At 40.4% G+C, this 15,008-nt stretch carries 14 protein-coding genes and 3 pseudogenes; 2 read left to right on the top strand and 15 right to left on the bottom strand.

Features of this window, described 5'->3' with window-relative positions; genetic code table 11:
* Positions 1–449: 449 nt before the first annotated feature.
* The 13 genes and pseudogenes from ACKKE8_RS16175 to ACKKE8_RS16115 all read right to left on the bottom strand — a co-directional run bounded on the left by ACKKE8_RS16175 (position 450) and on the right by ACKKE8_RS16115 (position 10,551).
* Positions 450–1,250, bottom strand: coding sequence for a MerR family transcriptional regulator (locus ACKKE8_RS16175; protein ID WP_409179032.1), 801 nt, complete (start codon positions 1,248–1,250; stop codon positions 450–452).
* A 242-nt stretch (positions 1,251–1,492) separates the two neighbouring features.
* Entirely contained in the window at positions 1,493–2,161 is a 669-nt protein-coding gene (locus ACKKE8_RS16170; protein WP_409179031.1) for a hypothetical protein, read from the bottom strand.
* The gene (locus ACKKE8_RS16165; protein ID WP_409179030.1) at positions 2,158–2,769 is read right to left on the bottom strand and encodes a TetR/AcrR family transcriptional regulator; all 612 of its coding nucleotides are present in this window, start codon (positions 2,767–2,769) and stop codon (positions 2,158–2,160) included. Before ACKKE8_RS16165 ends, ACKKE8_RS16170 begins: the two co-directional genes overlap by 4 nt.
* 152 nt (positions 2,770–2,921) lie before the next feature.
* A pseudogene (locus ACKKE8_RS16160) lies at positions 2,922–3,012 on the bottom strand (MerR family transcriptional regulator); the annotation flags it as partial.
* Positions 3,013–3,192: 180 nt separating this feature from the next.
* On the bottom strand, positions 3,193–3,846 hold the full coding sequence (locus ACKKE8_RS16155; protein WP_409179029.1) for a hypothetical protein: 654 nt from the start codon (positions 3,844–3,846) through the stop codon (positions 3,193–3,195).
* Positions 3,847–4,040: 194 nt separating this feature from the next.
* The gene (locus tag ACKKE8_RS16150; protein ID WP_409179028.1) at positions 4,041–4,460 is read right to left on the bottom strand and encodes a DUF1801 domain-containing protein; all 420 of its coding nucleotides are present in this window, start codon (positions 4,458–4,460) and stop codon (positions 4,041–4,043) included.
* Between the two features lie 43 nt (positions 4,461–4,503).
* A pseudogene (locus tag ACKKE8_RS16145) lies at positions 4,504–4,803 on the bottom strand (GyrI-like domain-containing protein); the annotation flags it as partial.
* A 43-nt stretch (positions 4,804–4,846) separates the two neighbouring features.
* On the bottom strand, positions 4,847–5,041 hold the full coding sequence (locus tag ACKKE8_RS16140) for a hypothetical protein (RefSeq protein WP_409179027.1): 195 nt from the start codon (positions 5,039–5,041) through the stop codon (positions 4,847–4,849).
* A gap of 15 nt (positions 5,042–5,056) precedes the next feature.
* The gene (locus ACKKE8_RS16135) at positions 5,057–5,263 is read right to left on the bottom strand and encodes a hypothetical protein (protein ID WP_409179026.1); all 207 of its coding nucleotides are present in this window, start codon (positions 5,261–5,263) and stop codon (positions 5,057–5,059) included.
* Positions 5,264–5,420: 157 nt separating this feature from the next.
* Entirely contained in the window at positions 5,421–6,443 is a 1,023-nt protein-coding gene (locus ACKKE8_RS16130; RefSeq protein ID WP_409179025.1) for a heparan-alpha-glucosaminide N-acetyltransferase domain-containing protein, read from the bottom strand.
* A gap of 808 nt (positions 6,444–7,251) precedes the next feature.
* Positions 7,252–8,928: a M20/M25/M40 family metallo-hydrolase gene (locus tag ACKKE8_RS16125; protein WP_409179024.1), complete on the bottom strand. Its 1,677-nt coding sequence runs from the start codon at positions 8,926–8,928 to the stop codon at positions 7,252–7,254.
* 224 nt (positions 8,929–9,152) lie between these two features.
* Positions 9,153–9,282: pseudogene (locus ACKKE8_RS16120) on the bottom strand (class I SAM-dependent methyltransferase); the annotation flags it as partial.
* Between the two features lie 252 nt (positions 9,283–9,534).
* A complete protein-coding gene (locus ACKKE8_RS16115) occupies positions 9,535–10,551 on the bottom strand; it encodes an agmatine/peptidylarginine deiminase (RefSeq protein WP_409179137.1) in 1,017 nt (338 codons plus the stop codon).
* Positions 10,552–10,757: 206 nt separating this feature from the next.
* Here ACKKE8_RS16115 and ACKKE8_RS16110 point away from each other — a divergent pair, with 206 nt between their 5' ends.
* Positions 10,758–11,078, top strand: a complete 321-nt coding sequence (locus ACKKE8_RS16110; RefSeq protein WP_409179023.1) for a MerR family transcriptional regulator — start codon at positions 10,758–10,760, stop codon at positions 11,076–11,078.
* A 354-nt stretch (positions 11,079–11,432) separates the two neighbouring features.
* Positions 11,433–12,059: a GNAT family N-acetyltransferase gene (locus tag ACKKE8_RS16105; protein WP_409179022.1), complete on the top strand. Its 627-nt coding sequence runs from the start codon at positions 11,433–11,435 to the stop codon at positions 12,057–12,059.
* A gap of 750 nt (positions 12,060–12,809) precedes the next feature.
* On the opposite strand, the gene ACKKE8_RS16100 is transcribed toward ACKKE8_RS16105, so the two are convergent.
* Entirely contained in the window at positions 12,810–13,328 is a 519-nt protein-coding gene (locus ACKKE8_RS16100) for a GrpB family protein (protein WP_409179021.1), read from the bottom strand.
* A 607-nt stretch (positions 13,329–13,935) separates the two neighbouring features.
* Positions 13,936–14,916 carry an NADPH:quinone reductase gene (locus ACKKE8_RS16095; RefSeq protein ID WP_409179020.1) on the bottom strand — a complete coding sequence of 327 codons (981 nt, stop codon included), beginning with the start codon at positions 14,914–14,916 and terminating at the stop codon, positions 13,936–13,938.
* Positions 14,917–15,008: the final 92 nt, after the last annotated feature.

Raw genomic sequence — 15,008 nt, 5'->3', positions numbered from 1 at the left:
CTTTTAATGTGACCTGATAGACACAAAAAAGTCCCTGTTTCACAGCAATGTTGGACTCAGCGAAGGCATGCGCACCGGTGTTAAGCCGTGCGTCACATTGGCTTCACGTCTCGGTCAAGCGGCTGTCCTAGCCGAGACTAGCAAGGAGCTCGTTTGTCCACAAGATTGAATTGTGAATAAACGAATATGGAACTTTCATGAGGTTGAACGACTAGAAAAAGCGAACCGTACAGGTTAGATCTAGAATATTTTGCATAGATGAATAGGAGTTGAAGTCTCGGAGATTTACTGAGGAAATTGAAAATGAAACTATTAGCTAACGCAATTTAACACGTGAAAATTTCAAAAAAAGGAGAGACCATGTCATACAAAGCGTTCGTGATTGCTTACGTTCTACAAGCTTACCTATCACGTCCGCGCTTCCTGTATGGCCTCCCTACCAACTAGACTTACTCCATAATTTCGATACTAACTTCGGTGACAAATTCATCTTTATCTTTTGTAATATACTCATCTACATAATACTTTTCAATAAAAGGGCCGCCTAAACGATGCCCATGAGAATTAGCCCAGTCATATAAGGCGTTATAAGCAAAACTAATGCTGTCATAATTCCCCATATGTATTGTATGTAGATAGTTTGTTTCTCTAAATAATTTGATTCTAGAATCATTCGTCTCAGTTTCTAATAAAATGGGTTGACATACTTCGACATCATATTGATTATAATCGCTCTCCTTCACAGAATGAAAAATAGAAAAATATTTGCCAGCTAGAACTGGATTCATTCTATTAACGTGATAATGAAGTTGGTCGATTAACAACTCCAAGCCAGCTTCATCCGCAACCTTCCTTAAGCAAAAAGCATGAAATGGTTTCCTTACTCCCCAAAACACATCATAAGTATTCACCCTGTGTATCGTTTTCTTTGGTTCGATGTAGGTTTTCATTTCCTCAATGACATCCATATATTCAATGGCTCTTTCATTTAATTCAGCTATTTTTCGTTGAAATATGAATTTGGTTGCTTCGGAATCCATCTCTAATACATTCTTTATTTCATCTATTGAAAAATGGTATTTGCGCAGCAACTTTAATTTACTTACCGTATTAATATCGTTATCTGTATAGTATCTATACCCGTTCACTTCATCTTTTCTTGGCTTTAATAGAGATTTCTCATCGTAATATCTAAGCATTCGTTGTGATATTTTATTGATTTTTGCAAATTCACCGATTTTATATAACAACCAAATCACCTCTTAACTTAGTGGTTCTAACATGTTAACTCAATGGGCATTGTGACTAACGTTTAGAAGATATATGACCACCTTCGTGCTGACGAAAACAGGATCTCCGCCCACTTCAATAGCAGCGCTTCTCGGTTATCGTTATATGAAATGAAAATGAGGTTAAGCAGATTAAGCTGCTAACCTCATAAAACGAGAATAATTAACAGACACTATCTTTTTAAAGAAATACCTGCTGATGTTTATCGATAATATTGCCTTTTGTCCTTTTCTTTTACGGATACTTTTAGTTTCCAAAGTTCTTGAGCTAACTGAAAAGCTTCTTCATCATTTCCTTTTTCAATGGCTATTTCCCTTGCTTTTAATAGTGCATTCGCAGCAGGGGATAAGTCTGGAGAATCCACAACCCATATTTTAAAATCATGTTTAAATGGATCCGTATCAATCCAAGTATAATTATGTTTTATAAATGCAGCAGATACTCTGCTTTTATTAAGCTCCTGTTTACAACGAAATAGTTCTTTCTCATCATTACCTACTAACACCAATTGCTTTTTATCCATAAATACAAGAGAGATATCTTTCTTTTTGAAAAGAATTTCATCATCTCTTAGTTTACATGTAACTTTATCATCGAATACAGATGTTTCTAAGCTTTCATGAAAAGAGAAAAGAGTCAAGGCAATGCCCGCAATCAAGCCCAGGATCATTGTAACAAAACCTACCCATGCTCCATTATAGGATGCAATTAGTTTTAAAGGCCCCTCAAAAGGTATCCACGGCAAAGAACTGCCCCATTTAGCAATACTCGGAAGAAACCAGCCTAACACTAAACCGCTAAGAGGGAAACCAAGCCACAAGATAACCTTATCCGTTTTTGAAAAGTTTAACACTGTATGATTATCACTCATTTAAAGTCTCCTTTTTTAGATAATACACTTGTAATGGTTTCTCTCCATACGGCTGAAACATCTAGTTGAATCCCAATTATCGGATAGTTTGATAAGTTATCAAGGGTTAATGCTAATACACATGCTTTTTCACGTAAGCCCTTTGAATCAGTAAGACTAAATTCTTCTCCTTTTTGTAGTAATCTTATAAAACCCTCAATAAACCCTTCCTGTATGGCTTTAATTTTTAATCTATATTCTTTATTATGGGAAGATTCTCGGCTTCCATATAAAAGAAACTCATTTAATACCTGTACAACAAGCATTTGTTCATCTGTAGTCTCTTCCATCAACAATTGCAAGCCGTCACTAATCATCTTCTCTACAAAATTATTTTTCGTATACTCATTAATCTGAAAGTATTTTTCAAAACTATATCCTTCTAAAATCCAAGCGAATACAGCGTCTACTAGTAGTTCTTTCGAAGAGTAATAATAATATATGGATGGCTTCTGTATGCCTACAGAATTAGCAATCATAGAAAGTGAAGCTTTTTCAATTCCATACTGTCCGATCAACCATGTGGTCGTTTCAAGAATTTTTTGTCGTGTTGCTTCGCTTTTACTCATTTGCTCACCATTTTCTACCTAACGTTAGTTAAATGATTGCGTCTAATTACTCTGATTGTCAAGATGATTCATTGGTATCTTCCCACCAACTGTGCTGCTAACAGGAATTGGAGAAAACAAACGCTGTCCGCTATTCTCTGCTTAAATCGCAAGAGTACTCCTTTCTCTTCAAAAATATCCAATTTGGTGAACAGACACGTTCATTAGATTGGCTAATTCACTAATTGTAATTTCACTCTTCATAACGTTCACTCCTAAGAACAAGCTTGGAATATTTCAACGATATACTTTTGGTCACACCTAAGGTCAAGTGTTTTGCATTAAAATTTTTGTTAACCTGATCATTTCATTCTTATATTAGAAAAAGACCCTCCTTAAGGATAAGGAGCGTTTAGTTAGGGAGTGGCTTAAATTTAGTTTTCCCTAACGTAGAGACAGGGCTGGGTCTACTATACATATTTCAAAATTCAACGAACTATCATTCAGTGTTACCAGCTTTTGATTTGAATTACCTAATTCAGAATGAAAAATGATTTTACTTTTAGTAATGCCTTCCTCATAGCGAATCATTGGAAATAACTCTTCTACCTTTTTGTTTGATTTTCCAGGTAGGATAATCTTGTTTAGATTCTTAATCTTGTATTTGCCACCATGAGAATTTTTGAACTCTTGTTCCAGCCTGGTTCTCCATCCAGCTGTGTTAAAGTGATATTCAACCAAAAATATCGTTGGAAAAAGTTGCTCTTCATTTATGGTAACTGTAGTATGAGCTTTACTTTCCTCACCAATACGATAAGAAATATTGTGTTCTTTTAACAGATTGAACGTCTCTTCCCGTGTATGTGATGAAATAAAAGAAATACCGCTTAACCCAGTAAAAGAATTCGCAATCTTACCAAAGCGAAGTTTGAACTTAACAAACTCTAGGTTAATTTGTCCAAAATTAATTCCTACACTTGAATATTCCTTTCCTTCAGAAAATGACCATGCATATGGAAGTTCAAAGGCTTCTGAGAACTCTTTAGCCAATTTCTCTGGATCATCCGTTTCAATCATTACATGATCTAAAGTAAACATTTTTCCCTCCTTAATTTACTCGATTAAGTCATTATTTGTATAACCCTCGGCGCTTTGAATGTACATCAAATTCCATTCTCTTCGTAAACAGATTTTTCATTTACATTAAAGTGGTTACCATGACTCGATCACCCGGAGTGATTCGGAAAACTTCTCACTAGTAGAAAAATGAAGTTTCTAAACGAAGCATGAGATCATAAACCTAACATAGGGAGATGTTTTCGGGTATGGTAAGTGAGCGTTGCAGAAATGCATTGCTTTAGTTCATCTACGAATATCTCGTCGTCTTCATCGAACACGATCGCTCGGTTGCCTTCAAATTTGAAGTTATCACGGTACATTTCCCTGAATGTCTCAACCAGCTTTGTATTACAGTTAAAATATAGGGCATACCGATTGGGAGTTGACTTTTTCCAACCTATTCGAATTGTGCTCCCTTTTTTCGTGACATAACTAGGTTCACCCCATTTTAAAGTCTCTTCCACGGAATCAACTCCATCTGTTTCCGATGCAGTATCCAAAATGAGTTGACGGAGAAAAAACAGCTTCTCCTGAATATTTATTGGATAATGTTCAAATACAGTTGCTACCTTCGTGTTTTTAATCTCGCTCACACGGATTATCCCTACCTTTAAATTATATCGATGGTGCAAGGGGCTACTTGCGTAAAGCAATATAAATCTCGGCTTGTCCATCGTTCGGATCGATATGCGGGTCATAATACTCAAAATCACCTGAAAACGCCCGTTCATTGCCGGCTTGTTGCGACCATCTCCAAATATTAGCCCAAGCTCGCTGCACAACCTCTATAATTGGTCCCCGTTCTGTTATGAAAACCGCGTATTTTGCAGTGGGAACCGTAAACGTCTTGATTGATTCCGGATATTGATCCTGCAGTGCTTCCCGAACGTGTACGCCAACCATGAATTCATAGTGTCCTGCGTCGTCTCCTTCATAATTGAAGTAACACTATAATGGCCAGGTTGTTGTTGATATTCTCTCAGTTGATCGCCAATGCTGTGTGAATGAAATTGTTCAAAAGCTTCCCGATTTTTCCATTGCCGCTTATTTCGGCGGCATTTGTCGTAACCGTGCTAATGCCGGCTAATGTGAAAGAGGGAAGTTCTTCGACACGGGCGGGTTCTTCAATGTGTTTGCTCTGTTTATTAATCATGGATTCGTCTTGTTTCATCATGAATCACTCTCTTCTCTATATATATTTGCAACTCGCTCTGCGCTGCTTCTTCTCTAAGCAATACGTTTGCAGATACCACTGTTTCCCTTTTAGAATAAGCCAGTGCGGCTCCACATCCGATGCAACTTCAATAAAGTTTCCTTCGGCAGCTGCGCCTCCCCTTTCTGTAACTTCATTCCTTCCATCTATTCCTTGTACATCATGGATTTCGTATTGTTTCATTATTTACGCATCCTCAATTGAGATGGAGTGGTGAAAAAACCGCTCGGGAGAACGCCATAATGGTCGTTCTCCTTACATTCGTGCCATAGGAGAAGCATGGGGCTGTGATTGAACGGATGTAGCAGTGATTGGGTAGTCACTTCGCTTGAAGCAGGGCTTACAGCTTCGGTAATATACGTTTCAGATTCGTAAATCTTAACAAAACATCCGTTACAAGCAAGACGACGAAACCCAAGATCATAGCTGAATAATCCGTCATTTGCTGTAAACCCAAGAGCAGCACGCTCCAGCCAAAGATTACCCATTGAATGATATAGATCCCAGTGACTTGACTGCTCCAGAAATATATTGGTTGCAACAGCTTCTGAAATCCGGATTTATTTAACTTCGTAACAAAATAATCAGCTAGAACCATCCATAAAAAAATAAAACTCATCATCAGCAAATGAATAGCCAATCCACTTCGGTTGTAATCACCTATTGGAAATAGCGGAAACAATGCAGCACCGGCTATCCCTAAAATCAGACTGCCTATCAAAAATTTTTTATTGATCTGCGCCTCCAATTTCTGCGTTTGAAGGTGTTTACTTACATACATGCCTAAAAGAAAGTATACCCCCCATGGAAATAAGGGGAATTGAGTATTGGCGCCAGCCCCCCAAAGCGGGTCGAAAATAGACAAAGCGCTTTTCAATCCCCACAAGTAGGGTGAGATCAGCAGGATGCCCAGGATAAATGCCGGCAGAATGATTACATGCTCTGCAAGCTTTTTAAAAGCGGAGAAAAAGATCAGGGACAATCCTGCTAATTGAAAAATATCTACCATGAAAAAATGTGACACTGCTTCCCCCGAATCACCGGCCAATGAAAAAGGAATGGTAAATCGAAGTAGATTCAAAACATAACCAAAAGCGAATATTTTACAACCACGTATCATATTTTCTGCTACGCTTTTCTTAGAGCGTACTGCGAAAACCCCCATAATAAATATGAACACAGGCGCAGCAGGTGCGGTACCTAATAAAACAAACAGATTGCCCAACAGGGTGTCGCCTGCGCCTGATGTTCTTTCATGCATGATCATAGTATGTTGCATAATCATAAAAAACACAGCCAATCCTCTGGCAAAATCCAGATGAAAAATGCGTTTTGAATCTCCTTGTGCCAGATTTCCCTCCATAGCATCCACCTCCGCAGGATATGTATTCCTTTTGACATGTTGCTTCGACTGTTTAATAGAAGTCTAAACTTTAGGTCAAACCTAATGTCAAGAAAGATTTTATTGGAGGTCTAAAAGAAAAGGAATGGGACGCGCTTCATGCTTCAATTATTTAACTTCTGTAGTATTTCGATCTCATCATCGCCATTGGGGGCAAATTCAGTAACGCTATAACCAACAACCTGGAAGTTTCTCTGCACGTCCTCTAAATTGATTCACGGTCAATACGCTCATATCTGACTGAAGAATATAGCTTTCCTCTGGCTCGTCCAAATCTCGGACACCTGCAAGGATGACTTGAGGTACTGTAAGGGTTGAAAAGCATTGTTTGCGGATCTCATCATCCCCCTCGCCTAATAAAGCTCGCAATGGCATTCCATGCGAGCCAAATCACGGCTAAGTCACCATTGTAAATTTTGTTCAAATCAGAAGCCGGCGCTACTTCAATGCCACAATCTCCACAAATTGTAAAGATTTGCTATTGGCTTCGTCTCGTCGATCACCCGAACTGCTTCTATTAATTGCCGAAGGATTTCGCTGTATCCGAGAATATCATTTTCCATTTCCAATTTGCCGTCTTCACTCACGCCTACCAGTGTTACCTTTTCATTTGATAACCAACGATCCCAAATGATTAATGAACCTTCTCATAATTTTTTTCTCGCTAAAACCTTGCTATTGCGGAAATAGTAATTTCATTTGTACGGTTCAATGCCTCCTCCATTTTAAGAATAAAACCCGTTTTCTGAAGAATAATGCTCGTAGTCGATTAGAGCTCGGCATGAACTGGCTGGCTTACCCGAATAGAACTCAAATTGGCGAAAAGCGGCTGCACCAAGGAGAAGGTAACGATACAGAACACCGTGACAAGTGCATTTGCATCTAGCGGCAAGCCTGTATATAAGAGATGATGTAGACTCGTTGTCAACGTTAATGGTGCGATAGCTAAAATGAAAATCACCCAAGGACGCTGTAATGTCTTTTCTGGACTGCTCTTATATAGAGTCCAGCCGATGACTACGCAATGAACGATAAGCGGCAGCATAAATAAATAGCTGGCTCCTGGCATCAGCCCCGCCATTGCTACCAAAAGTAGGAAATAGATCGTCATTCCGCTCAGCATCATTTCTAGTACGCTCACAAAGCGATTCATCCAACGCGAAACGAGCAGATGCACAAGTAACACAACGACAATAAAAATGAGATTGAGTTGAGCGGGTAACTTTTCTTGGTCAATTCTAGCTCCTGTAATAAGACATCCTATTTGTGTAATACCTAGATACAAGAGGTAAGATATGACAGCAGATGACATAACCCCCCCAACAATAGCCAGAAGGCTAAACGCCATTCCTTTCATAGTGATTGCTCTCTTCTTGAGAAGTTTTGCTAGAGAGAGCACCAACATTATGCCGATAAGTATGGTAATGGGTATAACCCATGAGTTCGGATAATGCACCAGTAGACCAAACCAGTTGAAGTACACGCGATCGGATTCATTCAGGTTATCTAGACTCATGTTACCGAATCTTTGCGCGACCGCAATAGCATTCTCTCCATGATGCTGTAGCGAAGCAAGAGATACATTTTCGGGCGAATCATCGACGGCATGATATTTGTCCCACCCGCCTATATAAGCAAAGTCAAGTCCAGGTATCCCTGCCTCGATTGATACATTTAAATCCGTATAATTCGGCATCTTCTGATACATATTGCCAAGCATTGAATTACTTACCGGGTACCTCGCAATAGAGGCAAGCTCGGAAATGAGCACGCCGTTGTCTGGGCTTGTTTGGAACATAATGGATGGCCCGCTGGATCCTCGCGCCTCAAAGTTGGCTACGAGACCAATTGCATCGCGATGTTTGCTTTCTTTCCAGAATTCCTTAGCTCCAACCATTCCTGCCTCTTCCCCATCGGTAAAGACGAACCATATATCCCGTTCCGAGGGAGGGTCTGCTTGTAGAATTCGAGCTGTCTCCAGCAGTGTTGCTACTCCAGATACGTCATCGTTAGCTCCCGGACCATCCGGGACAGAGTCATAATGAGCGGTCAACATCAGTGCTTTGCCTGGTTTCGTGCCTTGACGTATTGCTACTATATTGTGAACGTCAAAAGATTGAACCTCTCCTTCAATATCGTAACCAGACCAATGATAAGTATCGACTCTAGATAACAACCCTAGCAATTCCAACTGCTTCAGTACGTACGTTCGAACTTCTGCATTTGCTGCTGAGCCAACCGGATGAGGTTGCGTAGCCATAGCTTCGATATGTTTTAACGCTCGTGCGGCGGAAAATTGATCAGTAGATGCATTCTCATCTTTGAAAGTAAAAGGCTGTTCAAACCAAATCGTTGAGAAAATAAGCAACAAACATAGGAAGGAGATTCCAATCGTTCTCCACAGACTTAGCCTAGAATCTACCTGTTTTTCGAATCGTTCGCTCATGCTGAACTCCTCCCATTTCTACGTGCCTCCCTACCAAGATGGAGAGTGAATTGTAGCTGTCGTTACCAGCAGTTTTATCTACTGATTCTAAACCAATTGCTCCAATCCGTTACGATATCATCGAAACTCGCAATAAAAGCAAACCGCTCTAATTTCGGTGGCAATCGCAAACGATGCACTCATGGCCACGGCGTAGGCGAATGGGGGAAAGTCAATGTAAATATGCGTCCCTCACCCTCTGCAAACGCGATAACTTTTCGACATGGTTCTAATCGGAAAAGCTTGTTGTTGAATAAATAGGTTTGGTTCTTCCCCATAATAATATTCTTCTGAATTAAAACGCGCCTTACCCATACTCACTGGTCCCCAGACATTAAAATATTGCCAAGTGCAATCACTTTGGTTATGTCTTTCATAAAACAAAAAAGCAGCCTGGTGCAAAACATCATTCGCTGATTTGGTTATTTTAGTCTTCTATTGCGTAGTTTATTGTGTCCGTAATATCTTCAAAATCGGTGGTGTATCAATAGCGCGTGGTATCGAAGGCATTCCGATTCACCCCTGTAAAGTCCGGATTGGACGGATACACTTAGTGGAAGTGTTTCTTTATTTTGGATGCTGTTGCGTTACGCAGTGAATCATGCCACCGTACGCATACAATTTCCTTACATTTACTCCGACAATTCTTCTACCTGGGAATTGGCCTTCCATGATTTGAAGTCCTAACCTGTCATGTTCATCACCATATACCGGAACCAATACAACTTCGTTTCCAATATAAAAATTTAAATACGAACCTTTACAGCCAGCTTCTTTCACTACTCTTCTTGTAACGGGCACTGGAATGAGTTGAAATGGCTTTCCATCCGTATTTCTAGCTTGGCGTAACTCCTGATAATGCTTTTCGTAAGCCTCCAAAAGATGCGCTTCACTTTCGCCAAAAGGATCAGACTCATAGAGGATCGTATTTTCATTAACGAAGCGTGCTGCCCCATCGATATGGAAATCTGTTACTTCATCATGATTATCCACTCCACGAAGACCGGTTATCCAGATAAAGTTCGTGACTCCTAAATACTTAGTTAACTCATTTTCGATTTCTTCTTGACGAAGTGTAGGGTTTCGATTCTCATTCATGATGGAGGATTTTGCTGCCAACAAAGTACCTTTTCCATTTACTTCGATTCCCCCGCCTTCCAGACAAACACTGGTCTTAACGAGTGGGATGCTATGGTTCTCGCTTATTTTGATGGGAACCTTCGCGTCGTTTTCAAAAGGATATTTATTTCCCCAACCATTGAAATTCCAATGGGTTAGGAAAAGATTACCTTTATCATCTTTCACAAAAATCGGACCATGATCTCTTACCCAAACGTCATCGGTTTCTTGAATCAAAAAATCAATTTTATCCATATTCACCTCTGCTTCATTCAACTTCCTTTGTACATGCTTTCTTTCTTTTTCATTACAGACAACAATATGCACATTTTCTCCATAGTGAAGCTCCTTTGCCATCGTTACCCAAATATCATCGAGTTTCGCTCTGTATCTTTCTCCTCTATTCGTTCCATCATGGGGCCATTGGAGCCACGTTCCCTCGTGTTTTTCCCATTCTGCCGGCATTAAAAAGGCAAAGTTTTCTCTACTTCCCACTAAGTTTCACTCCTCCTCCGAATGTAAAACTCATTCTAAACCTTAACAATGTGTCAAGGTCAAGGACAGATCGGCATCTTGTAAAAGAGCCTTTCTTTGAATGTACCTCTTGACCTTAGTTCTGACCAAAGGTGTATCGTTGAGATATTCCATCACATCCCTAAGGAGTAACATTTATGAAGAGTGAAATCACCATTAGCGAATTAGCTAAGCTTTTGAACGTGTCTGTTCATCAGATTCGTTATTTTGAAGAGAAAGGAGTTCTTCTACCTGCTTACGGAGATAACAATCAGTACAAGATGTACAGCATGGATCAAGTGTACCAGCTAGCACATATTCTGTTGCTTCGCAAATTGGGAGTGCCTGTCCAGTCGATTAAAGAATGCATGACTTCCTATTCTGCTGATCAATACGCGCAGCTACTCAATCATTCTCTGAGAGAAATAAATAAAGAGTTGCTTCGCTTTCAAGAGCTTCAGAAATTCATAAAAAAATGAAGCTAACCGCCAAACTGCTGGCTGTGTCCCGATTTGTCCGAATCGGACATCCATTTTATAGTGGATGGTTCTAGTACCATTACCTTGTACACGGAGTGGTAAGTGCCTGGCGATTTTTCATTGCCAAGCGTCAAATATCGTATCTTTCTACCCAGCGGTTAGTTCATAAGATGATGAGCTTGAACAAGTCATTGAACAGCTTTATGCCTATGCCGCAGCACAGTCTCATGTTATTCAGGGACTCTTGATCCTTATTGAAAGATCCTATTTATCCCTATTAAGTCAAAGGCAGCTGCACTATGAGCTACAAACTTCGATAGAATAGACCCAAAATTCTGAAAGGATGAATCAAACATGACGGAAGCCCCGCTAACGATTGAACCAATGCACGCAAAGTACAATGAACAGGTCAGCCAATTACTCGTCCATGGGTTTCGTGGGAAATTTCAAACCCTCACAAATATGAATAATGAGGAACTTGCACTCTTTTTCAAAAAGCTTTTTGACCAGTTCCCTAATGAACCGGCAACTCAAAGAATGGTAGCCATACAAGAGGGAATAGTCGTAGGAACGATGTCTATCAAATGGCAAAACGGTTCTTACCTGAAGGAACAGCGGAAGCTGCATTCGTGGACGAACTTTCGCATGTTCGGGAAGTGGAACCTCTTTATAATGGTTCTCGGATTATATTTCTTAGAGCATAAGCCACAGAAGGGAGAATGCTATATAGCAGACGTTGTTGTCCATCCAGATCATCAAGGTAAGGGAATTGGAAACTTGCTATTGGGGTGGGCACAAAATTTTGTGCAAACGGAGCCAAGTCTAGATACGTTAAGCTTGTACGTCGCTGGAAAAAACCCACGGGCAGAGCAACTTTACAAGCGATTATCGTTCCATACTCAGTTGCGAGAAAAAAGTTTTCTATCACATATTTTATTCAATGAGAAGAAATGGAGTTATATGGTGAAGAGGTTGAAGTGACTGGGCTTGCACCAAAGTGTCCTATATAGCGATGAAGTCTTTACTGTTGCTATCAACCCTGACCTGAGGGAAGTCAGTCAGGTCAGGGTGCTGGAATCCTCCGACAGAATGAGACCTGTTCACTGGCCGATAAGGTAGGTCTTTCTCAACAACAAGACTCGTCTCTGCCGACCTTTCGCCGGAAATTATATGAAGCGGGAGTCACTCTGCATGGCGCAGATTACCTTTTTTATTATTCAGAAGCCGATAAGAACGTATTACTGCAAGAAAACCTCGAAGGTGACTTGCGTTAGTTAACCGGGCAAACGAGGCGGTTTACTCCGAGTTCGAGTCCTCCGCCTCGGAACAAGACTTGGATGACGCTTATGTGGAACTGTATCACTGGGCGGACTTCGGATCTTTTGGGCAAAATCGCCTGGTCAGCGCCGCCAGTATGTATCCCTGAGAGGAGGATGCACAAATTGCGGATCTCGGCGTACTGACACTGCCGTCCTTAGTGGTATGCTCCATCTGCAAATCGCTTTTGATCAGGGATACAAACCCGAGTACAGATGTCAGCTCGATAACGGTGTGAATACTTATGCCGAATCGTATCGTGGGTCATCAAAAGCGATACAACAAAAAGCCACAAAAATCAATAGAAGCTAGTGTTATCCCATATAAAACTTTACTCGATAATGAAGTATGGGGTTCGATGATTTGTGTGAAAAATGAAAGATAAAATAAAGTAATTTTCAGTATCTTGTAATTTCAACGAATTGTCCAATGCCATTTGAGCGCTTCCTTTTCAATTCTTGTAACAAAATCGTCTTTACCGTCACCGTAGCTTTCAATGTCGTTTGGATATTCTTCAGCTAATTTGCTTTTTAATGCTCCATATTCTTTGCATATTTCCGGGTTTTCACAAAGATAATCTCTGAAAGATAAATGCCTTTCGATTTCTTGAACATAATCGTACTGGAAAGCATGAATTTGATGAGTGCGATCATCTCCACCTTTACGGAAGTACCTCCTCCCATTAATTCCGAACTCACCCATCACTTCATAGCCAAGGTTTTCAAATTGGTCAGAGTAAGTATCCAATTTACCGATATCGTTGACAACGAGTAAAATGTCAATGATCGGCTTTGCTTTTAAATTCGGAACGGAGGTACTCCCGATATGGAAGCTGTTCACCAGATCATCATGAAGAATTTCCTTAATTTCTTGTTCTTCTTTTAGATACTCGGTTTTCCAATTTGGATCGTATTCTACAACTGTGACTTTCATTTCTTTCCCTCCTCGTTTGTTTAACATTTCGACTTTATTGCGACCCTTTTAGGGTATTAGCTCATCATATGAAAGTGGGGAAATTGAGTCAATCAATTTTTACCAACCAAAAGTTAACCAATAACACTTTATAATCTCAGGAATATAGTGTCCGCAAGACCGATTGCTACCCGAACGATTGCAAAAGGCATCTTGCCAGGATGATTCAGTAGCACGTGTATAGAGATAGTAAAGTTTTAGACTGAAGAATAAAGTTTAAGACTCTTAGGCCTATTACGCTAATGGGCGGAACACTTAAGAACTCATGAATAACCAAAAAAGAGAATCCATGGAAGACGGTATTCCCTTCTTTGGTTTTTGTGTACATTCTTAAATGAACGCTGCTATTTCTTCGCTTTGTTGAATGGAAAGGTGCCAAAATGCTCTTATCTTCATCCACCTAGAAAAGAACCAATTGCTCCGCCGATTTTGATGAATGAGATATTCCCAACCACCTCATAGCATAGATGTCTCCCAGAATCGCAGAAGAAAGTGCAGCACAGCCATCCCAAACCGGGTATGGACAAGAGGCAAGGCATTATGATAAAAAGTTACTCTAACCTACTATTTAATCAATAGATAGGAGTATCTTACCATGTGCTTTCTTATTTACTATTTGCTCATGTGCTTTTCCGATATCCTCTAAGGCGAATACATCTCCGATTTCCGGATCTATAATACCGGATTCAAGGAAAGACCCAACAGCATGTAAACTCTCCTGATATTCATCAGGTGGCGCATTCCAAAGAGCCAACCCTAGTATATCTGCTTCTTTCATCATGGCCAATCTCGGATTGAATTCCAGGCTGCCTCGGCTACCAACCACAACGATACGGCCATAGGGTGCGATTACCTTCAGATCAGTTTCTAAATTCACATTTGCTAAAAACTCAATGATAGCATCAGGCCCTTTTCCATTTGTCAAAGACAGTATTGTTTGAATGGAATCCTCTGTTATGTGATCGAGTACATGTGTGGCTCCTGAAGCTTTTACCAGAGCCTTTCCCTCTTCTGTACTTGCCGTTCCAATTACCGTAGCTCCGAAACCTTTGGCCATTTGAACGGTCAACAAGCCTACACCACCACTTGCGCCGTGCACCAAAACGTTCTCACCTGGCTTGATCTTTGCCCTCTGAAACAATGCTCGATAAGCAGTTAACGCTGGAATGCCGAGAGACGCACCTTTCATATATGAGATGGAATCAGGCAATCTATGGACAGCATTCGCATCACAAACCATCTTTTGTGCATAAGTGCCGGTATTTCTCTTTGCAAGCAATGCAGCTACAAACACGCGGTCTCCTATTTTGAAATGCTTTACGCCCTCGCCTATTGAATCTATAACTCCCGCTCCATCAAAACCGGGTGTGAACGGCAATTCCGGCACATAAAAAGAATACGTACCTGTACGGATATAGGTTTCATTTGGGTTGACACCCGCAGCAAACAGTCTAACACGTACTTCGTTAGTAGCTGGGATAGGTTCGTCTACTTCAGTGCATTTCAAGACCTCAGGTCCACCGAAATTTGACATTTGAATAGCTTTCATCTGTCTTCCTCCGTTTCATTTCCTCAATCTCCTTATATAAAGGCAAATGAGTCAATTTAGTTCCTCTGTGATCGTCGTATTCAATGCAACGT

This window comes from Brevibacillus fortis (genome assembly GCF_046196545.1).
Classification (GTDB): domain Bacteria; phylum Bacillota; class Bacilli; order Brevibacillales; family Brevibacillaceae; genus Brevibacillus; species Brevibacillus fortis_A.
Note: the sequence above shows the minus strand (reverse complement) of the source record. Positions and strands in the feature narration are given on the sequence as shown.

Bases quoted from the DNA above. Each gene is read 5' to 3' on its own strand.
- ACKKE8_RS16105 (WP_409179022.1), top strand. From the start codon at position 11,433: ATGACGGAAGCCCCGCTAACGATTGAACCAATGCACGCAAAGTACAAT.
- ACKKE8_RS16140 (WP_409179027.1), bottom strand. From the start codon at position 5,041: ATGATGAAACAAGACGAATCCATGATTAATAAACAGAGCAAACACATT.
- ACKKE8_RS16130 (WP_409179025.1), bottom strand. From the start codon at position 6,443: ATGGAGGGAAATCTGGCACAAGGAGATTCAAAACGCATTTTTCATCTG.
- ACKKE8_RS16165 (WP_409179030.1), bottom strand. From the start codon at position 2,769: ATGAGTAAAAGCGAAGCAACACGACAAAAAATTCTTGAAACGACCACA.
- ACKKE8_RS16100 (WP_409179021.1), bottom strand. From the start codon at position 13,328: ATGAAAGTCACAGTTGTAGAATACGATCCAAATTGGAAAACCGAGTAT.
- ACKKE8_RS16135 (WP_409179026.1), bottom strand. From the start codon at position 5,263: ATGAAACAATACGAAATCCATGATGTACAAGGAATAGATGGAAGGAAT.
- ACKKE8_RS16115 (WP_409179137.1), bottom strand. From the start codon at position 10,551: ATGCCGGCAGAATGGGAAAAACACGAGGGAACGTGGCTCCAATGGCCC.
- ACKKE8_RS16095 (WP_409179020.1), bottom strand. From the start codon at position 14,916: ATGAAAGCTATTCAAATGTCAAATTTCGGTGGACCTGAGGTCTTGAAA.
- ACKKE8_RS16125 (WP_409179024.1), bottom strand. From the start codon at position 8,928: ATGAGCGAACGATTCGAAAAACAGGTAGATTCTAGGCTAAGTCTGTGG.
- ACKKE8_RS16155 (WP_409179029.1), bottom strand. From the start codon at position 3,846: ATGTTTACTTTAGATCATGTAATGATTGAAACGGATGATCCAGAGAAA.
- ACKKE8_RS16170 (WP_409179031.1), bottom strand. From the start codon at position 2,161: ATGAGTGATAATCATACAGTGTTAAACTTTTCAAAAACGGATAAGGTT.
- ACKKE8_RS16110 (WP_409179023.1), top strand. From the start codon at position 10,758: ATGAAGAGTGAAATCACCATTAGCGAATTAGCTAAGCTTTTGAACGTG.